Consider the following 19,131-nt stretch of genomic DNA (forward strand, 5'->3'; position numbering starts at 1 on the left):
GTCACACGCCGCTCGCCGGGATGCCCGTGCGTTCGACCTTGCGCGGCGCGGTGATCTCCTTCCAGGTCGACAGCGCCTTGCTGACGGCGGTGACCGGCTCGCGCTTGACGAATTCGCCATGGCCGGAGCGGGTTTTGACAGTCCCTTCCTCGATCGCCACGACGCCACGTGTCAGGGTATAGCGCGGCAGGCCGGTGACTTCCTTGCCTTCGAAGACGTTGTAATCGATCGCCGACTGCTGGCTCTTCGACGTAATGGTCTTGGAGCGCTTCGGATCCCAGACGACGAGATCGGCATCGGCGCCGACGAGGATCGCGCCCTTCTTCGGGTAGATGTTGAGGATCTTGGCAATGTTGGTCGAGGTGACGGCGACGAATTCGTTCATCGTCAGGCGACCCGTATTGACGCCATAGGTCCAGAGCATCGGCATGCGGTCTTCGAGGCCGCCGGTGCCGTTCGGGATCTTGGTGAAATCGCCAACGCCGAATCGCTTCTGCGCCGTGGTGAAGGCGCAATGGTCGGTCGCCACGACCTGCAGCGAACCGGAGGCAAGGCCGGCCCAGAGGCTGTCCTGATGCTGCTTGTTGCGGAAGGGCGGGGACATGACGCGGCGGGCGGCATGATCCCAATCCTTGTCGAAATATTCTGACTCGTCGAGGGTCAGGTGCTGGATCAGCGGCTCGCCATAGGCGCGGATGCCCTTCTGACGGGCGCGGCGGATCGCTTCATGCGCCTGTTCGCAAGAGGTGTGGACGATATAGACAGGGCAGCCGGCCATGTCGGCGATCATGATGGCGCGGTTGGTTGCCTCGCCCTCGACTTCGGCCGGGCGCGAATAGGCATGCGCCTCGGGGCCGTTATTGCCTTCGGACAGCAGCTTGGCGGAAAGGGAGGCGACGACATCGCCGTTTTCGGCATGGACGAGCGGCAGAGCGCCAAGCTCGGCGCAACGCTGGAAGGAGGCGAACATCTCGTCGTCATTCACCATCAGCGCGCCCTTGTAGGCCATGAAGTGCTTGAAGGTGTTGATGCCCTTGTCCTCAACGATCGTCTTCATTTCGTTGAAGACCTGCTCGCCCCACCAGGTGATTGCCATGTGGAAGGAATAGTCGCAATTGGCGCGGGTCGACTTGTTGTCCCACATGGTCAGCGCCTCGAGCAGCGACTGGCCGGGCGAGGGAAGGGCGAAATCGACGACCATGGTCGTGCCGCCGGAAAGGGCAGCGCGCGTGCCGCTCTCGAAATCGTCGGAGGAATAGGTGCCCATGAAGGGCATTTCCAGATGGGTATGCGGATCGATGCCGCCGGGCATGATGTAGCAGCCTGTCGCGTCGAGCGTTTCGGTGCCCGAAAGGTTCTGCCCAATCTCGACGATCTTGCCGCCGTCGATCTTGACGTCAGCCTTATAGGTGAGGTCGGCGGTGACGATGGTGCCGTTCTTGATGACTGTGCTCATTCTCCGAACTCCCTGTCGCTGCGCGGTGCCTGCGCAAGCTGGTTATCCAATGACTGGCGGTAGCGGATGCAGCCGCGCATAAATTGAGGCCAATCGGGCACGATCTGACCGCCGGTCGGCGTATCAGGCAGAAGCGTCCACAGATCGGGATGATGCCAACAGAGTTCATGGCCGGACGTATCGCGGTGAATGCGGATCGCGCGGCGCATGGATCGTGCCGCCAACAACAGATCACCGTGGCTCATGCCGTCCAGATCTGCGTCCGGATCCGTGATCACGACACTATCTCCGCCGTCTCGACCACCGCATGGAACAGCACATCGGCGCCCGCCGTTGCCCATTCCTTGGAAATGTCTTCCGCTTCGTTGTGCGAGAGACCACCGACGCAGGGGCACATGACCATGGTGGCAGGGGCGACCTTGGCGGCCCAGCAGGCGTCATGGCCGGCGCCGGAGATGATGTTCATGTGGCTGTAGCCGAGGCGGTCGGCGGCGGAGCGGACCGAGGTGACGAGTTTCTCGTCGAAGGTGACGGGCTCGAAATGGCCAATCGCCTCGATGGAACAGCCCACACCCAGTGCATCGCAGATCTTGGGCGCTTCGACCTCGATCTTTGCCCGCATGCGGTCGAGCTTGGCCTTGTCGGGCGAGCGGATGTCGACGGTGAAGACGACCTTGCCCGGCAGCACGTTGCGGGAATTAGGCGAGAAGAAGACCTGGCCGACGCCGCCGACGGCGCCTGGCTGTTCGCCCATGGCGACACCCTGGACCATTTCCAGAATGCGCGACATCGCAAGGCCGGCATTGACGCGCATGTTCATCGGAGTTGAGCCGGTATGGGCTTCCTTGCCGGTCAGCGTGAATTCCAGCCACCACAGGCCCTGACAGTGGGTAACGACGCCGATCTGCTTGTTTTCGGCTTCGAGGATCGGGCCCTGCTCGATGTGATATTCGAAATAGGCGTGCATCTTGCGGGCGCCGACTTCCTCGTCGCCGACCCAGCCGATGCGCTTCAGCTCGTCACCGAAGAGATTGCCTTCGGGATCCTTGCGATTGTAGGCGAAGTCCAGGCTGTGCGCGCCGGCGAAGACGCCGGAGGCCAGCATGGCAGGCGCGAAGCGGGCGCCTTCCTCGTTGGTCCAGTTGGTGACGACAATGGGGTGCTTGGTCTTGATGCCGAGGTCGTTCATGGTTCTGACGACTTCGAGGGCGCCGAGCACGCCGAGCACGCCGTCATATTTGCCGCCGGTCGGCTGGGTATCGAGATGCGAGCCGACATAGACGGGAAGGGCGTTCGGATCGGTGCCGGGGCGGGTCGCGAACATCGTGCCCATCTTGTCGACGCCGAGCGTCATGCCGGCGTCTTCGCACCATGTCTTGAAGAGGTTGCGGCCCTCGGCATCGGAATCCGTCAGCGTCTGGCGGTTGTTGCCGCCGGCAATTCCCGGGCCGATCTTCGCCATGTCCATGAGACTGTCCCAGAGACGGTCCCCATTGACGCGCATATTTTCGCCTGGCGCTGCCACCATACTGAAAGTCCTCACCTGTTTTGCGGCAGTCATGCAATGTACATGCCCGCCTTGTTCCCGTGGTCAAATTCCGCTGCCGCTTCTTGTTCTGTCAGCGCCGGAAAATCGCCAGTTGCCTTTGTTTTTTATCTGGCGGATAATTTGACCGATTGGTAAACATTACAACTTCCATCGCTGCGCTCAAGACGAAAATCACGAAAAATACAGACAAAAATGCGGGCAATTGCGCATTAAAGCGGCAGGAGGGCCGTTCTTCAAATCTTGAGCGAAGGAGTTGAATTTCAAGGGGAAAAGAGCGAATGGCCATACCGAGAGCGGCGAAGACACTTCGGCGGACACGCATCCAGGAGGAGAAGGAAGAGCAGATCCTGGAAGCGGCTCTGGATGTGTTTTCGGTCAGCGGCTTCCGCGGCTCGACCATCGACCAGATCGCCGAAGTGGCCGGCATGTCGAAGCCGAACCTGCTCTATTATTTCCGCACCAAGGAAGCCATGCACCGGGCGCTGATCGACCGGGTGCTCTTCAACTGGCTGGAGCCGCTGAGGGCCTTCGATGCGGAAGGCGATCCGGAAGCGGAGATCCGCAGCTATATCCGCCGCAAGCTGGAGATGGCGCGCGATTTCCCCCGCGAGAGCCGGCTATTCGCCAACGAGATGTTGCAAGGCGCGCCGCACGTTCTCGACATGCTGAAAGGACCGCTGAAAGAGCTGGTCGACGAAAAGGCGGCCGTGATCCGCACCTGGATCAAAAGCGGCAAGATCGCCCGCTGCGACCCCTATCACCTCATCTTCTCGATCTGGTCGACGACGCAGCACTATGCCGATTTCGACGTGCAGGTTCGCGCCGTGCTTGGCGAAGAGCATTCCGGCGACGGGCGCTTCGAGGACGCGGCGCGCTTCCTGGAGCAGCTTTTCATCGGCGGGTTGCGGCCGGATCGGTCGGGCGCCTGAGGCGTCGCTTCAAAGAGTTAGAGCGTCCTGCACGGACGTGCCAAGCGGGCAAGAATGTCCGTTACCCTCCTCGGTCGGGCGCGCTTCTCAATCCGGTTTCTTCTGTCTAGCCCATCATTGCTGGAAGCCGGGCGGCGAGCGTGTCGATCGCCAGTCTGACCTTCGGCACCATGACCGGCGAGCGCAGCCAGATAGCGTGAGCATCGAAGATATTGGCTTCCTCGTGTTTCAGGACTTGGACGAGACGGGCTGCAGCAACGTTCTCGCGTACCAGCCAGCAAGGCAGCCAGGCAAGGCCGCGGCCGGCAAGCGCTGCGTCCGAGATCGCCGCGAGGTCATCGAGCCGCAGCCGCGAGCGTGGCAGGATCTGCCGCCATGGATCATCTGGCGCGGGGAAGATCCAGCTCCTTTCATAGTCGCCTCGTCTGTAGACGATGCCTTGATGCTGCGGAATATCCGCGATCGTCTGCGGTACGCCGTGCCTTTCGAGATAGGCGGGAGATGCACAGACGGTCATCCGCTGACGAGCGACGGCGCGGGCCATCAGGTCGGGATGGTCTTTCAGTTGCCCGTTGCGGATGGCAAGATCGAAACCATCCTCCAGGAGGTCGACGATACGATCGTTGAACGAGAGATCGAGTTCGAGTTCGGGATGCTCATCGAGCAGATTTTCCAGGATTGGTGCGATGCAGAGGCGACCGAAGAGCACGGGCATGGAGATACGCAGCCGGCCACGCACGCTATGCCGGCCTGACTCCAGCATGGCCTCGCCGAGGCGGATTTCTTCGACCGCACGCAAGCAGCGCTCGTAGAAAAAGCGACCTTCCTCTGTCAGGCTTTGCATGCGCGTGGTGCGGTTGAAGAGGCGTACGCCGAGGCGCTGCTCCAGCCGCGCGATGGTCTTGCCGACGGCGGAACGCGTCAGATGCAGCCGCACGGCGGCGGCCGAAAAACCGCCTGCCTCAACAGTCTCGACAAAGATCGAGATGCCTTTCAGTTGCTCCATATTGTTTCCTCAGTGGAACCAGTCTGGCGAATTAATATCACAACTGGTGCAGAATTTTCAACGATATGGTCTCGCTCCCTACAATGAATAAGGAGCGAGACGATGCAGACGACACGGCAATGGCAGATCGACAGGGTCGGTCCGGACCAGAAACTGACGATCGGCGAAGGCAGGCTGGAGCCGGTTTCCAGCAACAAGATGCTGGTGCGGACACAGGCGGTTTCGCTGAATTTTCGCGACAGGCTGGTGATGGAAAACGGCATGGGATTGCCACTGCATTTTCCCTTCGTGCCGGCCTCCGACATGGCGGGTGTCGTGGAAGCGGTCGGTCCCGAGGTCACTCGTTTCAAACCGGGCGACCGGGTTATCTCGACCTTCTCGCCCGACTGGATCGATAGTCGCAGCCTGGGCGATGCGCGCACGCCGCCTTACAAGACGCGCGGCGGCTTCTATCCCGGCGTTCTCTCGGATTATACCGTCCTGTCCGAGGAGTGGTATGCGCATTCACCGAAGACGCTCGATCCGGCCGAAGCAAGCACCTTGCCCTGCGCCGGACTGACCGCCTGGTTCGCGCTGATCGAATGCGGCAGATTGAAAGCAGGCGACAAGGTGCTGGTGCAAGGTACAGGCGGCGTGGCGCTCTTCGGCCTGCAGATCGCCAAGGCCCATGGCGCGGAGGTCTTCATCACCTCAGGCAGTGTAGATAAGCTGGAGCGCGCCGCCGCCCTGGGTGCCGATCATGCCATCAATCGCAATGAAGGAGATTGGGTGGAGCAGCTCTATTTGCTAACTGGCGATTATGGCGTCGACCATGTGTTGGAAATTGTCGGCGGTGCCCATCTCGGTCAGGCCCTGAAGGCTGTGGCGGTCAATGGCCGAATCTCCGTCATTGGGGTTCTCGACGGTTTCGAAGTGTCCGGCCCGGCCGGTCCTCTGCTGCTCAAGGCGCCCGTCGTACAAGGCATTGCCGTCGGCCATCGGCGCGCGCTGGAGGATCTGGTGCGGGCGGTCGATCAGACGGTGCTGAAACCCGTGATCGACAAGCGCTATGCCTTCGAGGAATTCCCTGCGGCGCTCGAGCATCTCTATCGCGGGCCATTCGGCAAAGTCGTGGTCGAGTTCTGAGTGAAGGACTTCCCTTCTCCCTTCTAGGGAGAAGGGGTTCGGATCAGGCGGCGGCGCTCGCATCGCTTTCGAAAGCAAGACCTTCATCGGCCCAGCCGGTGAGCCCGCCGATCATCAGCTTGACGGAGAGGCCGAGGCGGGAGAGGCGGAGGGCTGCCTTGTCGGCACCGTTGCAATGCGGGCCGGCGCAATAGACCACGAACAGCGTATCGGAAGGCCATTCCGACATGCGGTGCGCAGTCATCTTGCCGTGCGGCAGGTTGAGGGCGCCCGGCACATGCGACAGCGCAAAGAGTGCTGGCGAGCGGACGTCGAGCAGGACGAAATCGACCTTGCCCGATGTGAAGGCGGCGTTCACATCCGAGCAATCGGTCTCGAAGGTGAGCTTGCGGGCGAAGTGTTCGGCGGCGGTTTCGGGTGCTGCGGCGGGGATTTCGGAAACGGGACTAGGCATGATCTCTTCCTTTCTTGCCTTTGATTGCAGCCGATCATTGCCGATGATAGTGATGGACGAAATTGGCCATCATGACGGATAGCGTAAAGATCATGCCAAAATCGGATGCTCGCAAGACACGGGGACCGCACGTCGTAGCGCTTGCCTATGATGGGCTCTGCACTTTCGAATTCGGCATTGCCTACGAGGTCTTCGGCCTGTCGCGGCCGGAGATGGGCGAGGGCTGGTATCGCTTCTCGGTCGCCGGCATCGAGGCCGGTCCGCTGCGGGCGGCCGGCGGGTTGACGGTTGCGGTCGACAGAGGGCTGGAACTGCTTGACGAGGCGGATCTCATCATCGCGCCGGGATGGCGGACGATCGATGCGCCGGTGCCGGAAGCTTTGATTGCTGCCTTGCGTGCTGCCCATGAACGGGGAGCGCGGGTGATGTCGCTATGCTCGGGGGTCGCCGTGCTTGCCGCGGCAGGACTGCTCGCCGGGCGGCGGGCAACGACCCATTGGCGCTATGTCGCCTCGATTGCCGAACGTTACCCCGACATCGCGCTCGATGCCGACGTGCTCTACATGGACGAGGGCAGCATCCTGACGGCGGCGGGCAGTGCCGCAGGCATCGATCTCTGCCTGCATGTGGTGCGCGGTGACTTCGGCCCGGATGCGGCCAACAGCGTGGCGCGTCGTCTCGTCGTTCCGCCGCATCGCGAAGGCGGACAGGCGCAGTTCATTGCGGCCCCCGTGCCGGAGGAACGCGAGGGCATTCGTCTCGGACCATTGATCGAATGGATGCGGGAGCGTCTGGCTGAGGAGCAGCCGATCAGCCTGCTTGCCGGCAAGGCCGGCATGAGCATGCGCACCTTCCAGCGTCGCTTCGAGGCGACGACAGGCGACAGTGTCGGCGAATGGCTGCTGAAGGAACGGTTGCGGCAGGCGCGCGATCTTCTGGAGAAGGAGCTTGCCGTGTCGCTCGACGATATCGCCATCGCCAGCGGGTTTGGCACGTTGGCGACCATGCGCCATCATTTCCGCCGGCGGCTCGGAACGAGTCCGAGCGCGTATCGGAAATCATTCGGGCTTTGAGAATAAACGGATAAAGAAAAAGCCGCCTTGGGCGGCTTTTTTATCAGGCTTTTCGGAGATTTTACTCCGCAGCCTGGCGCGCCATCGGGTTGTTCGGGTGGGTCGTCCAGTTGGCGTAGTTCGGATCGACCACCTTGCCGGTGCGCTTATCGAGGGCGCCAGCTGGAAGCTGCTCCATGGTGATGCAGTTTTCGACCGGGCAGACGCTGACGCAGAGATTGCAGCCGACACATTCCTCGTCCATCACCTCGAAATGGCGAACGCCGTCGACGAAGTTGGTGATTGCCTGGTGCGAGGTGTCCTCGCAGGCGATGTAGCAGCGGCCGCATTTGATGCAGGCGTCCTGATCGATCTTGGCCTTCGCTATGTAGTTGAGGTTGAGGTACTGCCAGTCGGTGACGTTGGGCACGGCGCGGCCGGTGATGTCGTCGAGGGTCTTGTGGCCCTTTTCGTCCATCCAGTCGGAAAGGCCCGTGATCATTTCCTGCACGATCTTGAAGCCGTAGGTCATGGCCGCCGTGCAGACCTGGACGTTGCCGGCGCCGAGGACGAGGAATTCGGCAGCGTCCCGCCAGGTGGTGATGCCGCCGATGCCCGAGATCGGCAGGCCGTAGGTTTCCGGGTCGCGAGCGATTTCGGCGACCATGTTGAGCGCGATCGGTTTCACCGCAGGGCCGCAATAGCCGCCGTGACTGCCCTTGCCCCCAACGGTCGGGTTTGGCGCGAAATTGTCGAGATCGACCGAGACGATCGAGTTGATCGTGTTGATCAGCGAGACGGCGTCCGTGCCGCCGGCTTTAGCCGCTCGGGCAGGGCGGCGGATATCGGTGATGTTGGGCGTCAGCTTGGTGATGACGGGCATGCGCGTGTACTGCTTGCACCAGCGCACGACCATTTCGATATATTCCGGCACCTGGCCGACAGCCGAACCCATGCCGCGTTCGGACATGCCGTGCGGACAGCCGAAGTTCAGTTCGATACCGTCTGCTTCGGTCTCTTCCACCAGCGGCAGGATCGCCTTCCAGGCCTGTTCCTCGCAGGGCACCATGATCGAGGCGATGAGCGCCCGGTCGGGCCAATTCATCTTGACCTGCTTCATTTCGCGCAGGTTGGTCTGCAGGTCGCGGTCGGTGATGAGCTCGATATTGTTGAGGCCGAGCAGGCGACGGTCGGCACCCCAGATCGCGCCGTAGCGCGGACCATTGACGTTGACGACAGGCGGGCCTTCTTCACCTAGCGTCTTCCAGACGACGCCGCCCCAGCCGGCCTTGAAGGCGCGCTCGACATTGTAGGCCTTGTCGGTCGGCGGTGCGGAGGCGAGCCAGAAGGGGTTCGGGGACTTGATGCCGACGAAATTATTGCGGAGATCAGCCATTGTTCATTCTCCCCTTCAGGCGACGGCGACAGCCGGAGCGGCTGCGGCGGACAGGGTACGGTGAATGGATTCGGCCGCATCGCGGCCATGGGCGACGGCAGAGACGGTGAGGTCTTCACCACCGAAGACGCAGTCGCCGCCAGCCCAGACGCCATCAACCGATGTGCGGCCTTCGGCATCAACTGCGATGCGGCCGGATTCCATCCGCAGCGCGCCGAGACCTGAGGTCTCGAATGTCTGGCCGATTGCCTTGAAGATCTGGTCGGTGGCGATCACGCCGGTCTCACCGGTGCCCGAAAGGCGGCCATCGATGATAGCGGTATATTCCACCTCGATTGCCGCCACCTTGCCATCCTGCGAGAGGATGGATTTCGGCGCTAGCCAGTGGCGAATGATGACGCCCTTTGATGTCGCGAGATCCTGCTCGAATTCCGAGGCGTTCATATGTTCCTTGCCGCGGCGGTAGCAGATGGTCACTTCCTCGGCGCCGAGAAGCTTTGCCTGCACGGCGGCATCGATTGCCGTCATGCCGCCGCCGAGAACGACGACGCGGCGGCCAATGGCGATCTCGCCCTTGTCGCCGGCCTGGCGCAGGGCGGCAATGAAATCGACTGCATCATCGACACCAGGCAGGTTTTCATTGTCGACGCGCAATGCGTTGACGCCGGCAAGGCCGAGGCCGAGGAAGACGGCATCGTACTGGCCCTGCAGGTCGGAGAGCGAGAAATCGCGGCCGAGCTGCTGGTCGTGCTTCACCTCGATGCCGCCGATCGAGAGGACGTAGTCGACCTCTTTCTGCGCGAAGTCATCGACCGTCTTGTAGGTGGCGATGCCATATTCGTTGAGGCCACCGGATTTCGGCTTGGTGTCGTAGATCACCACATCATGGCCTTTGACGGCGAGGCGGTGGGCTGCCGCAAGGCCAGCGGGACCGGCGCCGACGACGGCGATCTTCTTGCCGGTCGGTTCCGCACGCCGATAGAACTGCTTGTCGGCGGCCATTGCCGCATCCGTCGCATAGCGCTGCAGGCGGCCGATCTCGACAGGGCGCTCTTCGGCCGTGTTGCGCACACAGGCCTGTTCGCAGAGCTCTTCGGTGGGACAGACGCGGGCGCACATGCCGCCAAGGATGTTCTGGTCGAAGATCGTCTTCGCCGAGCCGATCGGATTGCCGGTCGAAATCTGGCGGATGAAGAGCGGAATATCGATGGAGGTGGGACAGGCCGTCATGCACGGCGCGTCATAGCAGAAATAACAGCGGTCGGCGGCGACCAGCGCTTCGTGGTTGTCGAGGCGCGGATGAAGATCGGAAAAATTAGCCTCGTACTCGGCGGACGAAAGCCGGCCAGCACGAATCCCAGTTTCCAGGCGTTCCATTGAAGTTCCCTCTTTATTGGTAACGACTAGTGAGGGAATCGTAACTCAGGTTCAAAAATTTATCAAACGGTAAAATTTTGGCAATTTTCTTTCGTCTGCGTCATGTAAGTAATTGATTTTGTTTGTCATGATAATTCTTTAGGCAGGCTCTGCCTTCCGATTGGGTGGATCTGAGTGGCAACCCAGTTCGGGTGTCCGAGAAAAAATTGACAAAAGGCCAAATTTTTTTCGAACCGGGGGAACCAAAGTTAATGAGCGTAGTTAATGCGATATCCGGATGATGACCGCATCGACCCAACATGCGCGCCCCCAACCCATCATTCGGACGAACTCACGGTCCCCTCCCGGTGAGTGGAGACAGCCGGTGCGCCGCCCTCGCACCGGCTGTTTTTCCGTTAGGTCCCAACAATTTCAGCAAGCAGGCATTCCGGCAAAACGTGCAGCGGTAAAACGTCTCAAGTGCGTTTCAGGATTTCGAATTCCGTTTCCGGAACGGTCAGGTGATATTCAATGCGGCCGGGTACGAGCGTCAATTCGGCCTTGCCGTTGACGGAGGAGGGCACGACACGCTCCAGCACCGTGCGGCCGAAGCTGTTTTCGCTGAATTCGTGCACATCGGCACTGTTCGGAAGCACTTCCACCCAGGCGAGTTCGATTGCCCGGCGGCCGGCGATCTTTGCCTCCCGGCAATTCAGCGTGACCGATGTCGCCCCGCTGGCGATTGCGCCATAGGAGGCGGAATTGACGATCAGTTCATGTAGCGCCAGACCGACATGCACGGCGGCGTTTGGTGTCAGATGGGCGTTGATGCCAAAGATCGGCATGGAGCCTGATGTTTCCGGCCAGTAGGGGGCGAACTGCTTTCCGGCGAGCTCGAACAGAAAGGCACCGCGCCAGCTGGAATCGGTGATCAGATCCTGCGAGTTGGAGAGCGACTGAAGACGGCCGCGGAATTTCATCAGGAAAGCATCGAGAGAAATGGTGTTGCGCGCGGTCTGCGTGGCGATACCCTGGATGATGGCAAGCAGGTTCTTGGAGCGGTGGGAAAGCTCGCGCAGCAGCGATTTCAGCACCTTTTCGCGATGCCGGCTTTCGGTAATCTCCGAGATGACGGAGAGCAGGCCGTAATTGCCGTGCGCGCCGGTGCGTTGAACGTTCAGTTCGAATGTCCTGACTTCGCCGTCGATTGCAACATCGACCTCGGCATTGCTGGAGGCGCCGGTCTCAAGCACCATCCGCTTCATCGCGGCAAGGGATTTGCCGTGTGCTTCGCCAAACAGCGAACCGTCATCACCACCGGCGACAAAACGCTTCTGGAAATAGGGGAGAAGGTTTTCGGCATAGATTATTGCAAGGCCCGCATCCTGATACAGGATAGAGATAGCGGCGCTGGCGAGCGCGCGCTCCATAATGGCCGCCTTGCCTTCGGTGGTGAAAGGCGTTCCGGACAGTGGTCCAGTCGTATTCACTCGGCCGCCTTTCCTCAGTCCCTTCGAAGATACGGAGGGATGTTACCCCTCCCGACAAAACTGCCGGTCATTCTAAAAGCAAGCGCTGCAAAAACCGTTAAAGCCGCCAATACGCTCCGGCAGAGCCGGAACGCATCGCTACCGGAATGGTTCCGGCGCGGCTGAAATTCATGTTTCAGGCCGCCACACGGGTCGTTTCATTGAAGAAAAGCGCCTGACTGATCAAAGCCTTGACCATGTCGGGGTTGAAGGGCTTGGTCACCAGGAAGGTGGGCTCCGGCCGCTCCCCAGTCAGCAATCTCTCGGGGAAGGCGGTGATGAAGATGACGGGCACACTCGATGTCTTCAGGATATCGTTGACGGCATCGATGCCCGAGCTGCCGTCGGCAAGCTGGATATCGGCCAGAACCATGCTTGGTTTGGTCTTGTTATAGAGTGCCACGGCTTCCGTATGGGTGCGGGCGATGCCGGTAACGCGGTGGCCGAGGCTCTCGACCATCTGCTCGATATCCATGGCGATCAGCGGTTCGTCCTCGATGATCATGATATCGGTGGCCACCTGGCGCGAGATCTCGTGCGAAGCCTTGTCGAGGAGCTCCATGGTTTCGTCATCGCTGATTTCGAGAATGTCGGCGATCTCGGAGACACGAAAATTCTCGACGGAGGCGAGCAGGAAAGCCTGCCGGGCGAGGGGCGAAACCTTCGAGAGGTTCAGCGTCGCGCGCTGTTCCCAGGCATAGGGAGAGGATGGTTCGGGAATCTCGACCGCAGTGGAACCAAACAGTTGCGTGAACAGTTTGTAGAGTGCGACGCGGTCATTCGCGGTATCCGGGAATATGGAGAGATCGGCGATGATCGCTTCCAGGACGGCGGCGACGTAAGCATCGCCAGAAGTCTGAGTGCCGGTAAGCGCGCGGGAATAGCGACGCAGATAAGGAAGGTGCGGCGCAATTCGAGTTGAAAGTGTCATTAAAAACTCCCGTCTACAGGCCATGAATAGCTGCAATGATCTGAAAACGCGGTCTTGATAAAAAAGTTCCTGATGGAAGGAACTTTTTTTGCAGCGCCGCATTATCCTAGCCGACAAATGAAGGGCGTCACGTTTTGACCCATGTGAGCGGAATGGATCTATTGCATCAAGGGTTTGAAAGAACCGGCTTGATCGATTGGATATACGTTCCATTTATCTTTCACAGCAGACTTTGCCTTTCATCCCGAGACAACAGGCAAGAAGTGATCAGTTGATGACGACAGCAAAGACAGAAGCACCGGACGAGCGCCAGCTGGAGTTGCGGGCGAGCGACATACTGGATCCGAACAATCAGATCGGCGTCAGGCTGCGGTCGCTCTATGCCGCCGCGCAGGAGGAAGCTATTCCCGACCGCTTTCTCGATCTGCTGGAAAAGCTCGACCAGGCCGAATTGATGGCTTCCGCCAAGATGGCCGAATAGGAATACCCGCATGGAAAAAGCGCAACCGAGCTTCAAGCGCGAACTCCTGGCGGCACTGCCAAGCCTTCGCGCTTTCGCCATATCCCTGATCGGCCGGCACGATCGCGCCGACGACCTGGTTCAAGACACCATCATGAAGGCCTGGGCCAAGCAGGACCATTTCGAGATGGGCACCAACATGAAGGCCTGGCTCTTCACGATCCTGCGCAACGAGCTCTACAGCCAGATGCGCAAGAGCGGGCGTGAGGTGCAGGACAGCGACGGTTTGTTTACCGAATCCATGGCGACACATCCGGCCCAATACGGCGCACTCGACCTGCAGGACTTCAAGAAGGCGCTGGACCAGCTGCCGCCGGACCAGCGCGAAGCGATCATCCTCGTCGGCGCATCGGGCTTCTCTTACGAGGAAGCGGCGGAAATCTGCGGCTGCGCCGTCGGTACCATCAAAAGCCGTGTGAACCGCGCACGCCAGCGTCTGCAGGATCTCCTGCAGATATCAGGCGAGGCGGATTTCGGCCCGGATGCCACGTCGGCGCCGCTGACATCGAAGGCCTTTGCCTTCTGATCAATTTGTTTCCGTGGGAGGAAGGAAGGCCGGTTGCCCTACGGGGCGCCGGCTTTTTATTTGGCGTCCCGGTCACCTGCCTGCCTGAGCTGGTCGCCGAAAAACCGGGCACCACAGCGTCGATGCGATCACTCGCTGGAATGCAGTATCCCGCGCCCAAGGATTTGGGCGCGGGATATATTTGCGACAAAAGCAATGTCGGGAAAGTGAAAGGTGCTGCGGAACGTCAGTCGTCCCGCTTCGAACCCACGAGATTGGCGGCGACAAGAGCGGCCACTATGCCTGCAGTCAATAGCGGCTGGGAGCGGACAAGGCCGAGGCCGACGGTTGCCAGGGATTCAAGTGCGGCGCGACGTTCGCGGGCGCGGCGGGCTTCCTGGCGATTCATGATTGCCATGACGACGAAGACGATGATCGCGATCAGCAATGCGCAGGCCGCCAGGAAAAGCGAAGCGCCGATCGGCCCATAGATGCCTGCCAGCCAGATCGCCCCAGCGGTCACGCCAAGCGCATAGGCGGTCAGCAGAAAAAGCAACGCAACGGCGATGAAGATGCCGTTGCGCTTGGTGCGTTCCACTGTGCGGTGAACGCTGGTGCCTATGAGCAGGCTCAGGATCGGGTAGAGCATCGAGCCTCCTAGCGGCGGGCGAGCATGGCGATAAGCAGGCCGAAGGCGGCAGCGGCACCGACTGTTGCCAGCGGGTGACGGCGGACCGTATTGCGCACTTCGCTTGCGCCGCGCAGGTAACTCTGCTGCAGTTCGTTCAGCAGATCCTCGCTGCGGCCGAGGATGTCCTCGTAGCTTGTGGATGCCTGCGAGCGCAGCTTTTCACCCTGATGGCGGGAGGTCTTGCCGAGAACATGCGTCAGTTCGGCGAGCTCTTCGCGCAGGGCTTCGATCTGATCCTCGATACTGGCTTCGAGATTGTGGAGCGCGCCGTTGCGGCGGCTGCGGCTGGATTGGAAGAGGGAATAGGCCATGACTGTCTCCATAGCTGGGCGCGGACAAGCACCGCCCGGTTTCACACAGGGTCAGCGCCATCAATGGCACGGAAGAGAGCGCCCGGCTTTGACCCAAATCATTGCGGACAACGCATTTGGGGTGGAAAGGTTCCTCAGTTGGCGGGGAGCGCGCTGTGCGCCAGCACGAAGGGCGTGCCGTCGACTGGCACCTGATTGACGCGCAACGGGCAGCCGAAGACGGATTGCATGGTTTCGTCCGTCAATACCTCACACACATTGCCAGCGGCTGCCAGCCGGCCGGATCTCATCAATACGATCCTGTCGGCGAAGAGGGCCGTCAGGTTGAGATCGTGCATGACAGCGATCACCCCGCCGCCGCGCTCGCAGAAATTACGCGCCAGCGTCATGATCGTCAGCTGGTGGCTGATGTCGAGACTGGAGACCGGCTCGTCGAGCAGCAGCCAGCAGGGTTTGCCGTCAACGACCGGCTCGGCGATCTGGCAGAGCACGCGGGCAAGCTGAACGCGCTGCTGCTCGCCGCCCGAGAGCTCCTGGTAGAAGCGCCCTTCGAAGCCGGTGAGATCGACGGCGGCTAGCGCCTTTGCGGCCGTCTCATCGGCCTGATCGGCGTGAAGGTTGAGGCCGGAGGTCAGACCCATGCGGACGATTTCACGCACGGTGAAGGGAAAGGAGATGCTGCTTGCCTGTGGCAGGACCCCGCGAATGGAGGCAAGCTGCCACGGCTTCTGTGTGTGCACTTCTTCGCCGTTGAGGCGCACGGAACCTTCATAGGCAAGCTCGCCGGAGACGGCTTTCATCGTCGTCGTCTTGCCGGAGCCGTTCGGGCCGGCAATGGCGGTCAGTTCGCCCGCCTTCGCAGTGAAGGCAACATCGCGCACGATGGTCTTGCCGGAGAGGCGCACGCTGACGCCGGAAACTTCGATCATCGAAACAAACTCAAAGGGCGAGGCGCGAGCGCTGCCGCAACAGGATCCAGAGGAAGAAGGGCCCGCCGACTGCCGCCGTGATGATGCCGATCGGCAGTTCGGCCGGTGCTACGATGGTGCGGGCGAGTACATCGGCAAAGATCAGCAGCGAGCCGCCAAGCAGGGCCGAGGCCGGCAGGAGGAAGCGATGGTCCGGGCCGATCACCATGCGCAATATATGCGGCACGACGATGCCGACGAAGCCGATGCCGCCGCTGACGGCGACGGAAGCGCCGGTTGCGGCCGCAACGGTGACGATGGCGATATTCTTCAGCTGCTGGACCGGCACGCCCATGTGAAAGGCCGCGGCCTCGCCGAGCGTGATGGCGTTCAAGCCACGCGCCATGAAGGGCAGGGCGACGAAGGAGAGAAGGATAATCGGGCCGGCTGCTAATATCTTGACCCAGGTGGCGCCGGCAAGCGAGCCCATGCCCCAGAAGGTGAGGTCACGCAGCTGCTGGTCGTTCGCCATGTAGATCAGCACGCCTGTCAGCGCCCCGGCCAAGGCTCCGAGCGCGATCCCGGCGAGCAGCATGGTGGCGACGGAAGTCTGGCCGTTGCTGGTGGCGACCCGGTAGAGCAGCACCGTGGTGGCAAGGCCACCGGCAAAGGCTGCAAGCGGCAGGGCATAGATGCCGAGCGCCAGATAAAATGGAGCGGCGATGGTGCCGCCGAGCACGATCATCACGACGGCGCCGAGGCCTGCGCCCGAGGAGACGCCGACAAGGCCGGGGTCGGCCAGCGGGTTGCGGAACAGGCCCTGCATGACGGCGCCGGAGACGGCGAGCGATCCGCCGATCAGGAAGCCAAGGATGGCACGGGGCAGGCGGATATCGAAGATGATGATCCGATCACGGGCGCTGAGCGCCGTTTCGGAGCCCGCCATGTTTCTGATGACATCGAGGATGGAGGCGTCCGACGCCCCCGTCGTGATGGAGAAGAGCAGGGCGAAGACGGAAGCCACGACAAGGAAGGCGATGCCCAGCAGAGCGAGCTCGGTCCTATCCCCCGTCTGCCGGGGTCTGCGGAATGCCGCCGAGAAGGATCGCCTGTTTTCCATCATGGCTTCCGAAACGGCCATCGTCAGCCCCCGTAGATCGCCGCGTTGAGTTCGCGAACAGCACTTGCCGTGCGCGGACCGAAGCCCAGGAGATGCAGGCCATCCATGCGGATGATCGCCTTGTTTTCACCGGCAGGCGTCAGCGCGATCGAGGGCTGTGCCAGCAGATCCTCGTTTTTGGTGCCGGCACCATCGCCGCGGTTCATCATCAGGATCACGTCCGGCTTGGCGCTGATGATCGCCTCGTCGGTGAGCGGCTTGTAGCCAGGGAATTCGCCGACCGCATTGATGGCGCCGGCAAGCTTGATGACGCCGTCTGCGGCGGTGCCGGTGCCCGACGCCATGATACGGCCGTTCTGGGCGCTGAGGATGAAGAGAACGCGCTTGCGCTCGGCCTCGGGGCGCTTTTCAGCATCGGCGACGGCGGCATCGATGTCGGCGCCGACCTTTTCCTTAAGCGCCTTCGCCTTGTCCGGCACGTTCAGCAGCGTACCGACGCGATCAATCTTGGCGATGATACCGTCGCGCGTATAGGCATTCGGAACGGTTTCGAAGGGCACGCTGGCATTCTTCAGGACGTTCAGCGCTTCCTGCGGTCCGGAGCCCTCGACGGCGATGATCGCCGTCGGGTTCATGGCAAGAATGCCTTCCGGCGAAAGGGCGCGCATGTAGCCGACATCAGGCAGCTTCAGGGCGGCTTCGGGAAACATGCTCGTGGTATCGCGGGCGATCAGCCTGTTTTCTTCTCCAAGCGCGTAGATGATCTCGGTGACGTCGCCGCCGACCGAAACCAGCCGCGAGGTGTCGAGCTTCTTTTCCTCAGCGTGCGCGGCGCGGACGAAAGCATAGTTCTCGCCGGCTGGTGCTGCCGGGATCAGCGGCAGGGCCATGACGGCCGCCGTCAGGGCCAGCTCCCAGAGGCGGATCCGGCGCAGGTTTCTAAGCATCTTCATCGTTGCGATCCTTATGCGGCGACGCTTGTGGCCCGCGGCAGGTTTTCCATGATGTCACGCCATCCGGCATTCTCGTCGGAGCCTTCCTTCCGCTTGCCGAAGAACTGGATGATCATGTTGCCGTTGGCGTCATAGGCTTCGAGCGAGGTAACGTGGCCGTCCTTGGTCGGCTTGCGTACGGCCCAGGTCTCGGCAATGTGGTCCTGGCGCAGATGCAGATGGAAGGTTTCGTCGAGGATGTTGATCCACGGACCCATCGGCTGGACGTTGAAGATCGGGCCGGAATGGATCTGCACGATGCCGTTATTGGCAACGAAGCACATGATCGGCAGGCCTGATTTGACGGAGGCATGCATCATCTCTGCCGTCGCCGTATTGTCGAGCTTCCAGGCATAGTCGTCGCCAACCGTGCGCACGGCGGCCTGGCGGCCGATCTTCAGGCGCTTCAGCATGCCGAAGAATTCATGCGTGTCGGTCATCTTGCTCCAGTTGTCGCGCAGCTCTTCGCGACTGACATCGCCGTCTTCGTCAACATCCGGGGAAGCCTCCGCTTCGACGAGTTCCTGGCCCTGGTCATCGAGCTTCAGCTCGGCGACGATGCGATGGTAGGCCTCGACATTGGATGCCGGGCGCAGGTGGATCTTGTGGACGGCGTTGCCCGTCTTGTCGAAATACTGGAGGCTGAGGCGCTCGGTGTCGCCGTCCTTCTTGGTGACGGCAAAGGCGTGGACCCAGCGGCTTGGAAAGACGCGCAGATCGATGTTTTCGCCGAGTACGATGGCGTTGTGCTCGCCGACCTTGATGTTTTCGTAGACACCGATCTTCTCGTGTACGGCGCTTTCGTTGCGCGACAGGGCCATGACTTCACCGAGATCGGCGACACGTTCGAGCAGCTTGACGGCGCTGGCATCGATTCTGATAGCACTGACGCCGACTTCGGCGGCGACGAGGGCCGCCTCGGAAATCTTGAGCTGCGCGGCAATATCGCGCTCGCGCATCTTCGGATTTTCAGCGCGGAATGCGCGGATTTCGGATGGTGCCGGTCTGGTCTGCTCGGTCATGTTCTACCCTGCTATTGAGCTTATTTGTTGAGAATGAGTTTGCCCTGACGGGTGATCTTCAGGCGGTAGATCACGCCGTCGTGCCGAATCATGATCTCGTTTGAGCCGGCAAAAAGATCGCCGCTTTCGAGAACGCGGATCTCGGCCACCGCAGGTCCGTTCCGCGGCGGTGCGAGCTTAAAGGTATCTGGCTTTTCAACCATCATTTCGGTTGGCTTATTCCGTGATTGCGGGGGTGAAGGCCCCGGTTCCGGTTACAATTAACTTGACTCTCATACT

21 protein-coding genes are annotated in these 19,131 nt (G+C 61.1%); 5 read left to right on the forward strand and 16 right to left on the reverse strand.

The window, feature by feature from the left end:
• Position 1: 1 nt before the first annotated feature.
• The 3 genes from hydA to AC1DTN_RS03910 are packed head-to-tail and all read right to left on the reverse strand — an operon-like array spanning position 2 to position 2,984.
• Positions 2 to 1,456, reverse strand: coding sequence for a dihydropyrimidinase (gene hydA / locus AC1DTN_RS03900; RefSeq protein ID WP_310385622.1), 1,455 nt, complete (start codon positions 1,454 to 1,456; stop codon positions 2 to 4).
• Positions 1,453 to 1,734 (reverse strand): hypothetical protein, encoded by a 282-nt coding sequence (locus AC1DTN_RS03905; RefSeq protein ID WP_442206882.1) that lies wholly within the window; start codon positions 1,732 to 1,734, stop codon positions 1,453 to 1,455. The genes hydA and AC1DTN_RS03905 overlap by 4 nt, the downstream gene beginning before the upstream one ends.
• Complete coding sequence (locus AC1DTN_RS03910; RefSeq protein WP_442206881.1) at positions 1,731 to 2,984, reverse strand: Zn-dependent hydrolase; 1,254 nt, start codon at positions 2,982 to 2,984, stop codon at positions 1,731 to 1,733. Before AC1DTN_RS03910 ends, AC1DTN_RS03905 begins: the two co-directional genes overlap by 4 nt.
• Before the next feature lie 299 nt (positions 2,985 to 3,283).
• On the opposite strand from AC1DTN_RS03910, the gene AC1DTN_RS03915 reads away from it, so the two are divergent.
• The gene (locus tag AC1DTN_RS03915) at positions 3,284 to 3,934 is read left to right on the forward strand and encodes a TetR family transcriptional regulator C-terminal domain-containing protein (protein WP_439016199.1); all 651 of its coding nucleotides are present in this window, start codon (positions 3,284 to 3,286) and stop codon (positions 3,932 to 3,934) included.
• 106 nt (positions 3,935 to 4,040) lie between these two features.
• On the opposite strand, the gene AC1DTN_RS03920 is transcribed toward AC1DTN_RS03915, so the two are convergent.
• Complete coding sequence (locus AC1DTN_RS03920) at positions 4,041 to 4,940, reverse strand: LysR family transcriptional regulator (protein ID WP_442206880.1); 900 nt, start codon at positions 4,938 to 4,940, stop codon at positions 4,041 to 4,043.
• Between the two features lie 102 nt (positions 4,941 to 5,042).
• On the opposite strand from AC1DTN_RS03920, the gene AC1DTN_RS03925 reads away from it, so the two are divergent.
• The gene (locus tag AC1DTN_RS03925) at positions 5,043 to 6,065 is read left to right on the forward strand and encodes a zinc-dependent alcohol dehydrogenase family protein (RefSeq protein ID WP_442206879.1); all 1,023 of its coding nucleotides are present in this window, start codon (positions 5,043 to 5,045) and stop codon (positions 6,063 to 6,065) included.
• 43 nt (positions 6,066 to 6,108) lie between these two features.
• Here AC1DTN_RS03925 and AC1DTN_RS03930 read toward each other — a convergent pair whose 3' ends face one another.
• The gene (locus AC1DTN_RS03930) at positions 6,109 to 6,519 is read right to left on the reverse strand and encodes a rhodanese-like domain-containing protein (RefSeq protein ID WP_442206878.1); all 411 of its coding nucleotides are present in this window, start codon (positions 6,517 to 6,519) and stop codon (positions 6,109 to 6,111) included.
• Positions 6,520 to 6,590: 71 nt separating this feature from the next.
• On the opposite strand from AC1DTN_RS03930, the gene ftrA reads away from it, so the two are divergent.
• Entirely contained in the window at positions 6,591 to 7,592 is a 1,002-nt protein-coding gene (ftrA, locus tag AC1DTN_RS03935) for a transcriptional regulator FtrA (RefSeq protein WP_442206877.1), read from the forward strand.
• A 61-nt stretch (positions 7,593 to 7,653) separates the two neighbouring features.
• On the opposite strand, the gene preA is transcribed toward ftrA, so the two are convergent.
• From preA to AC1DTN_RS03955, 4 genes are all read right to left on the reverse strand, one after another.
• Entirely contained in the window at positions 7,654 to 8,967 is a 1,314-nt protein-coding gene (preA, locus tag AC1DTN_RS03940; protein ID WP_310385609.1) for an NAD-dependent dihydropyrimidine dehydrogenase subunit PreA, read from the reverse strand.
• Between the two features lie 15 nt (positions 8,968 to 8,982).
• On the reverse strand, positions 8,983 to 10,344 hold the full coding sequence (locus tag AC1DTN_RS03945) for an NAD(P)-dependent oxidoreductase (protein ID WP_310385606.1): 1,362 nt from the start codon (positions 10,342 to 10,344) through the stop codon (positions 8,983 to 8,985).
• A 455-nt stretch (positions 10,345 to 10,799) separates the two neighbouring features.
• The gene (locus tag AC1DTN_RS03950) at positions 10,800 to 11,795 is read right to left on the reverse strand and encodes a sensor histidine kinase (protein WP_439017265.1); all 996 of its coding nucleotides are present in this window, start codon (positions 11,793 to 11,795) and stop codon (positions 10,800 to 10,802) included.
• Between the two features lie 193 nt (positions 11,796 to 11,988).
• A complete protein-coding gene (locus tag AC1DTN_RS03955; RefSeq protein ID WP_113185377.1) occupies positions 11,989 to 12,783 on the reverse strand; it encodes a response regulator in 795 nt (264 codons plus the stop codon).
• A gap of 274 nt (positions 12,784 to 13,057) precedes the next feature.
• Here AC1DTN_RS03955 and AC1DTN_RS03960 point away from each other — a divergent pair, with 274 nt between their 5' ends.
• Positions 13,058 to 13,264 (forward strand): NepR family anti-sigma factor, encoded by a 207-nt coding sequence (locus AC1DTN_RS03960; protein ID WP_007815242.1) that lies wholly within the window; start codon positions 13,058 to 13,060, stop codon positions 13,262 to 13,264.
• Between the two features lie 10 nt (positions 13,265 to 13,274).
• The gene (locus AC1DTN_RS03965) at positions 13,275 to 13,829 is read left to right on the forward strand and encodes an RNA polymerase sigma factor (protein ID WP_113321671.1); all 555 of its coding nucleotides are present in this window, start codon (positions 13,275 to 13,277) and stop codon (positions 13,827 to 13,829) included.
• A 226-nt stretch (positions 13,830 to 14,055) separates the two neighbouring features.
• On the opposite strand, the gene AC1DTN_RS03970 is transcribed toward AC1DTN_RS03965, so the two are convergent.
• The 7 genes from AC1DTN_RS03970 to hemP form a co-directional block, all read right to left on the reverse strand.
• Entirely contained in the window at positions 14,056 to 14,457 is a 402-nt protein-coding gene (locus AC1DTN_RS03970; protein ID WP_442206876.1) for a hypothetical protein, read from the reverse strand.
• 8 nt (positions 14,458 to 14,465) lie between these two features.
• Complete coding sequence (locus AC1DTN_RS03975) at positions 14,466 to 14,810, reverse strand: ElaB/YgaM/YqjD family protein (protein WP_439016191.1); 345 nt, start codon at positions 14,808 to 14,810, stop codon at positions 14,466 to 14,468.
• Positions 14,811 to 14,944: 134 nt separating this feature from the next.
• Positions 14,945 to 15,739, reverse strand: coding sequence for a heme ABC transporter ATP-binding protein (locus tag AC1DTN_RS03980; protein ID WP_442206875.1), 795 nt, complete (start codon positions 15,737 to 15,739; stop codon positions 14,945 to 14,947).
• Positions 15,740 to 15,749: 10 nt separating this feature from the next.
• Entirely contained in the window at positions 15,750 to 16,859 is a 1,110-nt protein-coding gene (locus tag AC1DTN_RS03985; protein WP_442206874.1) for a FecCD family ABC transporter permease, read from the reverse strand.
• Between the two features lie 2 nt (positions 16,860 to 16,861).
• The gene (locus AC1DTN_RS03990) at positions 16,862 to 17,791 is read right to left on the reverse strand and encodes a heme/hemin ABC transporter substrate-binding protein (RefSeq protein ID WP_442206873.1); all 930 of its coding nucleotides are present in this window, start codon (positions 17,789 to 17,791) and stop codon (positions 16,862 to 16,864) included.
• Between the two features lie 11 nt (positions 17,792 to 17,802).
• The gene (locus tag AC1DTN_RS03995; protein ID WP_442206872.1) at positions 17,803 to 18,852 is read right to left on the reverse strand and encodes a hemin-degrading factor; all 1,050 of its coding nucleotides are present in this window, start codon (positions 18,850 to 18,852) and stop codon (positions 17,803 to 17,805) included.
• Between the two features lie 20 nt (positions 18,853 to 18,872).
• Positions 18,873 to 19,058: a hemin uptake protein HemP gene (gene hemP / locus AC1DTN_RS04000; protein ID WP_007815260.1), complete on the reverse strand. Its 186-nt coding sequence runs from the start codon at positions 19,056 to 19,058 to the stop codon at positions 18,873 to 18,875.
• Positions 19,059 to 19,131 lie beyond the last annotated feature (73 nt).

Source organism: Rhizobium sp. 01T444 (genome assembly GCF_056398305.1).

Excerpts from the sequence above, each read along its gene's own strand:
- AC1DTN_RS03960 (WP_007815242.1), top strand. The coding sequence starts at position 13,058 with ATGACGACAGCAAAGACAGAAGCACCGGACGAGCGCCAGCTGGAGTTG.
- AC1DTN_RS03965 (WP_113321671.1), top strand. The coding sequence starts at position 13,275 with ATGGAAAAAGCGCAACCGAGCTTCAAGCGCGAACTCCTGGCGGCACTG.
- AC1DTN_RS03990 (WP_442206873.1), bottom strand. The coding sequence starts at position 17,791 with ATGAAGATGCTTAGAAACCTGCGCCGGATCCGCCTCTGGGAGCTGGCC.
- AC1DTN_RS03910 (WP_442206881.1), bottom strand. The coding sequence starts at position 2,984 with ATGGTGGCAGCGCCAGGCGAAAATATGCGCGTCAATGGGGACCGTCTC.
- preA (WP_310385609.1), bottom strand. The coding sequence starts at position 8,967 with ATGGCTGATCTCCGCAATAATTTCGTCGGCATCAAGTCCCCGAACCCC.
- AC1DTN_RS03995 (WP_442206872.1), bottom strand. The coding sequence starts at position 18,852 with ATGACCGAGCAGACCAGACCGGCACCATCCGAAATCCGCGCATTCCGC.
- AC1DTN_RS03930 (WP_442206878.1), bottom strand. The coding sequence starts at position 6,519 with ATGCCTAGTCCCGTTTCCGAAATCCCCGCCGCAGCACCCGAAACCGCC.
- AC1DTN_RS03945 (WP_310385606.1), bottom strand. The coding sequence starts at position 10,344 with ATGGAACGCCTGGAAACTGGGATTCGTGCTGGCCGGCTTTCGTCCGCC.
- AC1DTN_RS03955 (WP_113185377.1), bottom strand. The coding sequence starts at position 12,783 with ATGACACTTTCAACTCGAATTGCGCCGCACCTTCCTTATCTGCGTCGC.
- AC1DTN_RS03970 (WP_442206876.1), bottom strand. The coding sequence starts at position 14,457 with ATGCTCTACCCGATCCTGAGCCTGCTCATAGGCACCAGCGTTCACCGC.
- AC1DTN_RS03915 (WP_439016199.1), top strand. The coding sequence starts at position 3,284 with ATGGCCATACCGAGAGCGGCGAAGACACTTCGGCGGACACGCATCCAG.
- AC1DTN_RS03920 (WP_442206880.1), bottom strand. The coding sequence starts at position 4,940 with ATGGAGCAACTGAAAGGCATCTCGATCTTTGTCGAGACTGTTGAGGCA.
- hemP (WP_007815260.1), bottom strand. The coding sequence starts at position 19,058 with ATGATGGTTGAAAAGCCAGATACCTTTAAGCTCGCACCGCCGCGGAAC.
- AC1DTN_RS03925 (WP_442206879.1), top strand. The coding sequence starts at position 5,043 with ATGCAGACGACACGGCAATGGCAGATCGACAGGGTCGGTCCGGACCAG.
- AC1DTN_RS03985 (WP_442206874.1), bottom strand. The coding sequence starts at position 16,859 with ATGGCCGTTTCGGAAGCCATGATGGAAAACAGGCGATCCTTCTCGGCG.
- hydA (WP_310385622.1), bottom strand. The coding sequence starts at position 1,456 with ATGAGCACAGTCATCAAGAACGGCACCATCGTCACCGCCGACCTCACC.
- AC1DTN_RS03980 (WP_442206875.1), bottom strand. The coding sequence starts at position 15,739 with ATGATCGAAGTTTCCGGCGTCAGCGTGCGCCTCTCCGGCAAGACCATC.
- ftrA (WP_442206877.1), top strand. The coding sequence starts at position 6,591 with ATGACGGATAGCGTAAAGATCATGCCAAAATCGGATGCTCGCAAGACA.
- AC1DTN_RS03975 (WP_439016191.1), bottom strand. The coding sequence starts at position 14,810 with ATGGCCTATTCCCTCTTCCAATCCAGCCGCAGCCGCCGCAACGGCGCG.